At 61.5% G+C, this 6,088-nt stretch carries 6 protein-coding genes and 1 pseudogene; 1 reads left to right on the top strand and 6 read right to left on the bottom strand.

Features of this window, described 5'->3' with window-relative positions:
* Positions 1-40: 40 nt before the first annotated feature.
* From tnpC (UP06_RS20040) to tnpA, 3 genes are all read right to left on the bottom strand, one after another.
* Positions 41-1,669: an IS66 family transposase gene (gene tnpC, locus UP06_RS20040; RefSeq protein ID WP_044999807.1), complete on the bottom strand. Its 1,629-nt coding sequence runs from the start codon at positions 1,667-1,669 to the stop codon at positions 41-43.
* A gap of 70 nt (positions 1,670-1,739) precedes the next feature.
* The gene (gene tnpB / locus UP06_RS20035) at positions 1,740-2,087 is read right to left on the bottom strand and encodes an IS66 family insertion sequence element accessory protein TnpB (protein ID WP_044999806.1); all 348 of its coding nucleotides are present in this window, start codon (positions 2,085-2,087) and stop codon (positions 1,740-1,742) included.
* Complete coding sequence (tnpA, locus tag UP06_RS20030; protein ID WP_044999804.1) at positions 2,084-2,479, bottom strand: IS66-like element accessory protein TnpA; 396 nt, start codon at positions 2,477-2,479, stop codon at positions 2,084-2,086. The genes tnpB (UP06_RS20035) and tnpA overlap by 4 nt, the downstream gene beginning before the upstream one ends.
* A gap of 77 nt (positions 2,480-2,556) precedes the next feature.
* Between tnpA and UP06_RS20025 the strand changes: the two genes are divergently transcribed.
* Positions 2,557-3,138, top strand: coding sequence for a hypothetical protein (locus UP06_RS20025; RefSeq protein ID WP_045005098.1), 582 nt, complete (start codon positions 2,557-2,559; stop codon positions 3,136-3,138).
* A gap of 715 nt (positions 3,139-3,853) precedes the next feature.
* Here the strand turns inward: UP06_RS20025 and tnpC (UP06_RS20020) are convergent.
* The 3 genes and pseudogenes from tnpC (UP06_RS20020) to UP06_RS20010 all read right to left on the bottom strand — a co-directional run.
* Positions 3,854-5,332: an IS66 family transposase gene (gene tnpC, locus UP06_RS20020; RefSeq protein WP_045004267.1), complete on the bottom strand. Its 1,479-nt coding sequence runs from the start codon at positions 5,330-5,332 to the stop codon at positions 3,854-3,856.
* Between the two features lie 122 nt (positions 5,333-5,454).
* Positions 5,455-5,811, bottom strand: a complete 357-nt coding sequence (gene tnpB / locus UP06_RS20015; protein ID WP_045004130.1) for an IS66 family insertion sequence element accessory protein TnpB — start codon at positions 5,809-5,811, stop codon at positions 5,455-5,457.
* Positions 5,808-6,088: pseudogene (locus UP06_RS20010) on the bottom strand (IS66-like element accessory protein TnpA); the annotation flags it as partial. The gene tnpB (UP06_RS20015) and the pseudogene UP06_RS20010, both read right to left, overlap by 4 nt.

Below are 6,088 nucleotides of genomic sequence, written 5' to 3'. Positions count from 1 at the left end.
GTAAGCATCCGGCGAAGACCGCGCGCGGGTCATTTTCGGCTCAGGCGGCTTGATCAACGTTCCGGATGGCAGAGCGCCAATTCCATGGCAGCAGTTCGTCGAGCCTTTGGACGGGATGCTCGGCGATGCGCGCCAGAACGTCGGCGAGCCAGGCTTGCGGATCGACGTCGTTCATCTTGGCGGTGACGATCAGGCTGTACATCACCGCCGCCCGCTCGCCGCCGCGATCCGAGCCGCAGAACAACCACGACTTCCGACCTAAAGCGATGCCGCGCACGCCACGCTCCGCCGCATTGTTGGACAGGCAGATGCGGCCGTCATCGAGGAAGCGGGTAAATGCGCTCCAGCGCTTGAGCATGTAGTCCATGGCCTTGGCGACATCGTTGCTGCGCGAGAGCTTGGCGCGTTGTGTGCGCATCCAGGCTTCCAGATCGGCCACGAGCGGCGCGCTGAGTTCCCGGCGAACTGCCTGGCGCCTTTCGGCGCTCTGACCGTTGATGGTCCGCTCGATCTCGAACAGGGCGTCGATCCGGCGGACTGTTTCCAGCGCCAGCGGCGAGATCACTGCCGGCCTCTTGCCCTGAGCCTTGCGACGCGCATTCTCGGCCAGATCAGCCATCACGAAGAACGGCCGCCGGGCATGGACCCAGCACGCGGCTTCCAGGATCGGACCTGCGTTGCGGCCCGGTTCGTAAAGCCTGCCATAGCCGCCATAGGCATCGGCCTGGAAGATTCCGCTGTAGTTGGCCAAGTGAGCCTGGGGATGCTCGCCGGCCCGATCGCGCGAGTAATAGAACACCGCGCCCGGCGGGGCCTGCCCTCCAAAAGGCTTGTCGTCGCGCACATAGACCCAGATCCGGCCGGTGTCGGTCTTGCCTTTGGCCAGGACCGGAACCGTGGTGTCGTCCCCGTGCAATCGCTCGGCGCTCAGTACGTAGGCCTCGAGGCGCTTGAACAAAGGTGCCAGCGCCGCGGTGCAGCCGCCGACCTGGTCGGCCAGGGTCGACAGACTGATCGGCACGCCCTCCTTGGCATAGCGCTCCGCTTGCCGGTTCAGCGGCTGATGTTGACCAAACTTCTCGAACAGCACCATCGCCAGCAGGCTTGGCCCCGCCCAGCCGCGGGCAAGCACATGGAACGGCGCCGGAGCCTGGCTGATCTTCTCGCAATCACGGCAAGTAAACTTCTCGCGGACGTGCTGGATCACTTTCCAGGATTTCGGGATCACCTCCAGCGTCTCGGTGATGTCCTCGCCGAGCTTGGACAGCCGCGCGCCGCCACAGCAGGCGCACGCCACAGGTCCCGGCACGATCACCCGCTCGCGAGGTAGATGCTCCGGGAACGGCTGGCGTGACGGCCGCTTGCGCGTGAACGACGCCACCTTCGTGGTTTTGGCCGCGGCCATTTCGGCGGCGAGTTCGTCCTCCGTCGCCGAACTCTCCAGCTCCTCCAGCGTCAGTTCAAGCTGATCCAATAGCCGCGCGGTACGCTCCGAGCGCGGACCATGGCGGTCGCGGTTGAGTTTCTCGATCTGCAGCTTCAGATGGGCGATCAACGCCTGGTCGTCGGACTGCCGGGCACGGGCGGCCGCAGCCTCCGCCCGAGCAACGATCAATGCCGCTTGCAGCGTTTCGATGTCGTCTGGCAGCGATTCAAGGCCGTCACCCATGGCCCCGATGGAATCACAAAAGAGGCGATTTGAGGCGTCTTTTCTTCCGCACCTCAGAACTTTTTTGAGCCTATCCTGCGCTCTGTGGCCGCCACGTGTGCTGCGGATTGCGCCAGTCGATCGCCTCCAGCAGATAACTCATCTGCGCCGCGCTCAGCCCCACCACACCGCCCACCGTCGCCGGCCAGACAAAACGGCCACGGTCCAACCGCTTCGCGTAGAGCGACAATCCAATTCCATCGTGCCACAAGGCCTTGATCAGCGAACCGCCGCGTCCGCGGAACACGAAGACATCTCCGGCGAACGGATCGCGACCAAGGCTTTCCTGCACCAATAATGACAAACCCTGCATGCCCTTGCGCATGTCAGTGTAGCCGGTCGCAATCCAGATGCGTGCGCTCGAAGAGACTGGGATCATCGACGCTCCAGAACCTGCAGCACCCGCGCCAGGGCGGCCGCATCGACGCCCGCATCGACAATCACCCGACGATCCCGGCCAACGACGATCACCATCTGCCCGCTCGTCGCTGTGGCAGCAACCGCCGGCTCGACCTCAGCGGCAAGGACGACCCGCGCAAAGCCGGATTGCTCGCTTTGAGGGCTGATCGGCTCGGGACCGAACGAGCGCCGCCATGTCATCAGCAACGAACGTGATATGCCATGGCGTCTTGCTGTCGACGATATCGCGCGCGGCGCTTGAAAGCTTTCGGTCACGATCCGCAGCTTTTCGTCATCCGACCAGCGTCGCCGGCGACCAGTCTCGACCACCTCAAGCCGTTCAAGCTGAGTACTGCGCTTATGGCTGTCCATAAGGACTGTTACGCACCAATTGGACTAATCCAACAAGGCGGCCCTCGCCGGAGGGAGACGGCCCGCGGGAGAAAGAAATGACTGTAACGACGTTCGACGACCTGCTGGATTTGTCGGAGTTCGACGGACACTCCCTAATTACTCGATTTGTTCACAAGGACAGCGATATAAACGCCTACACGAATACGTGGGATTTTGTTGCCTACAGCTACCAACGGGCCTTCGAGGAGTTAGCAAGGAAGGTTTTCGAGGAGGGCAGGCACAGGGTTAGCAATATGTCGAACCCACTGTTTTTTCTCGCAAGACATTCGGTTGAACTTTCGATCAAGAGCACAATCGACGAGTATGCGAAGACCGACGATAAAGAACCTGAGCTGACAGGACATCACCTTCTGGATTTGTGGGACCAACTCGCCGGCTATATGGACCGCTGGGGGAGTTCAGCTGATGATGATTGGGGCCGTGTTGTGCGAGAGCAGATCGCTCATATGCAGGAAGCTGATCCGAAAGGTGACAGATTCAGATATCCACTGGATATCAAAGGCAAGCCGTTTGAGCCAAAATGGGTCGAAATTGAAGGGCTTATACGCGCGCATAACAGCATCACGACATACTTGGACGGCAGTGCGACCATGCATACCGAAAGCTATCGGGGCTAACCGCTTGCCAACGTCATGAACTACGGAATTACGTTGACAGTGCACTCAATTGGAGCTCTCGGCCTAGTGTGGACCGAAGCCGCAGAGCCGCAGAGCCAGCAGAGAGCCGCGAATGAATTTAGTGCACTGTCACCGTAATTCAATGATTTCAATGTCATACAGGCGGCGGTTTGTATGACACGCCGCTAAACGTGGGGAACCGAGTCGGCGGACTCTTGCGCCGACTCGCGAAACAGCCGACAAATCTAAGTCCCCCGGAAAAACAGCTCTGAACCTTTTAGGGAGAGCTGCGTCATGTCGGACAAACTTCTGGTCAATCTCTGGGGTGCGAGTATCAGCGCTGACGGCGTCTGGGCGATCGGGGCTGCGGTCCTGATCGTGTTGGTCATCGCCATCGCGAGGCGACGGGCTTGATTCGAGCAAGACTCGCAAAAAGCCTCTCATCGCTTTTCAACAAGCCGTCCACCGAAAATCTTATCGGTGCAGGATTTCGGGGCGTTTAAAAGAAGACTCTTGCCACGCCTGCAAATCAGGCCGCAATAGATTATCCCCTTGAAAGAAAGTGATTCGGGTCTCACGAAATAATGGAGACCTATGTCATGTCGGACCATCAACTACGCTTCAAAGGCCCTGGCTTCGACTTCGACGCCAAGGGGATCTGGGGACTTGTGGCGGCGATCGTAATCGTCGTGCTGGTGCTGTGTAAGCGCTGTTTTCAGGCCACAGCTCTGAGGTCGTGACGGCAATAGGCCCACGGAAGCAACTGATCGATCTCGCTATTCGGATGACCATTGACGATCCTGGTGAGGACGTCGGTCAGGTAGGCAAGCGGATCGAGGTCGTTCAGCTTACAGGTTTCGACCAGGGAGGCGATGGTGGCCCAGTGCTCGGCACCGCCGTCGGAGCCTGCGAACAGCGCATTTTTACGGTTCAACGTGATCGGACGGATCGAGCGCTCGACGGCGTTATTGTCGAGCTCGATACGGCCATCATCGATGAAGCCCGTCAGGCCATCCCAGCGTGAGAGCGCATAACGGATGGCGTCTGCCAGCTTGCCCTTTTGGCTGATCAACGCGAGCTTTGCGCGGAGCCACAGCTCGAAGGCTTCCGCCAGCGGCCGGCTTTTCTGTTGTCGAACGAGACGACGTTCCTCGGCGCTGCGGCCGCGGATGTCCTTCTCGATGGCATAGAACTCGGCGATATGCTTGAGCGCCTCGCTCGCAATAGGCGCAGGACCGGGGGTGGCAAGTTCGTAGAAGTTACGCCGCATGTGCGACCAGCAGAATGCAAGCTGAACGTTGCCACGCTCGGCGAGCCTGCCATAGCCGGCATAGCCGTCGACCTGCAGGATCCCCTTGAAGCCTGCCAGATGAGCGATCGGTCGGTCGGCCTTGCGGTCGGGCGCATAGACATAGGCGACGCCCGGCGGATCGGCACCGCCCCATGGCCGGTCGTCCGCCGCATAGGCCCAGAGCTGACCGGTCTTGGTGCGCCCGCGGCCGGGATCGAGCACCGGCATCGTCGTCTCGTCGGCGAACAGCTTTGGCCGCTGCCTGAGCTTGCCAAGGAGCCGCTCATGCAACGGGCGCAGATGGAAGGCTGCCTGTCCCACCCAGTCCGCCAGCGTCGAACGATCAAGCTCAATGCCCTGGCGGGCGTAAATCTGCGCCTGCCGGTAGAGTGGCAGGTGATCGGCATATTTGGAGACCAGGACCTGGGCGACGGTGGCCTCGGTCGGCAGACCACCCTCGATCAGCCGGGCCGGGGCCGGCGCCTGCATGACACCGTCCTCGCAAGCCCGGCAGGCGTATTTGGGACGCCGGGTGACGAGGATCCGGAACTGCGCCGGGACCAGGTCCAGCCGCTCACTTCTATCCTCGCCGATCCGGTGCAACTCGCCCTGGCAACAGGAGCAGATCTTATTGTCGATATCGACGACGACCTCGATCCGCCGCAAGTGCGCTGGCAAGGCGCCACGGTTGATCCGGCGCTTGCGAGCCCGAGCCTCACGGCTTTCAGGTGCGCTGACGTCCTGCGCCGTCTCGCTGTACGCTGCGACCTGCTCGACATCTTCCAGGCCCAGCAGCATCTGATCTTCAGGCAAGGTCTCTGCCCGCCGGCCGAACCGATGCCGCTGCAATTCCTTGATGATCTGACGCAGCCGTTCGCTCTCGCACCGCTCGGCAAGCAGCATCGCTTTCAGCGTCTCGGGATCGTCAGGCAGGGCGTCGCTCACACGCAATTCAGAGCATATTCGCCGCCATCTGGCGACGCGCTCGATGCCCCTGATTCACTTCGCCGCAGCGCTGCCAACAACTATCCGGCTTGCGTTGGCGCTGGCGTCTCCCGTACCTCGTGGACACGCCGCCAGTCGAGCCCTTCCAACAGCGCCGACAATTGCGCCGCCGACAGACGCATCACGCCGTCCTCGATCTTCGGCCAGCGGAAGATCCCATCCTCAAGCCGTTTGGCGAACAGGCACAGACCCGTTCCGTCCCAGAACACCAGCTTGATCCGATCCGCCCGCTTGGCACGGAACACATAGACAGCTCCCGAGAATGGGTCAGCCCCCATGCTCTCGCGCACCAGGGTCGCAAGCCCTTCCATCCCCTTGCGGAAGTCCACCGGTTTGGTCGCCACCATCACCCGGACCGCACCCGACGGACCGATCACCGGCTCGCCTTCAGCGCCTGGACGATCGACGCAATCATTGCCGTGTCCGCACCACGACCGGCCCGGATCGTGATGCCGTCGACTTCGATCTCGATGATCCCGGCATCGCAACGGCAAGTTCGGACATCCGGTTTGGGTTTGCAGCGCGCCACTTTGCGCTCCCGGCCAAGAGCAGGCGCCGGCACTGCGACATCCACCACCGCCGGCACAAACTGCACTTCTTCTATTTCGGAATGACCGCCTGCTGCCTCTCGCAACTGACGTCGCCAGCCAAACA

It is taken from the genome of Bradyrhizobium sp. LTSP857 (assembly GCF_000938285.1).
Lineage (GTDB): Bacteria > Pseudomonadota > Alphaproteobacteria > Rhizobiales > Xanthobacteraceae > Bradyrhizobium.
This window is presented reverse-complemented; position numbering and strand designations above follow the sequence as displayed.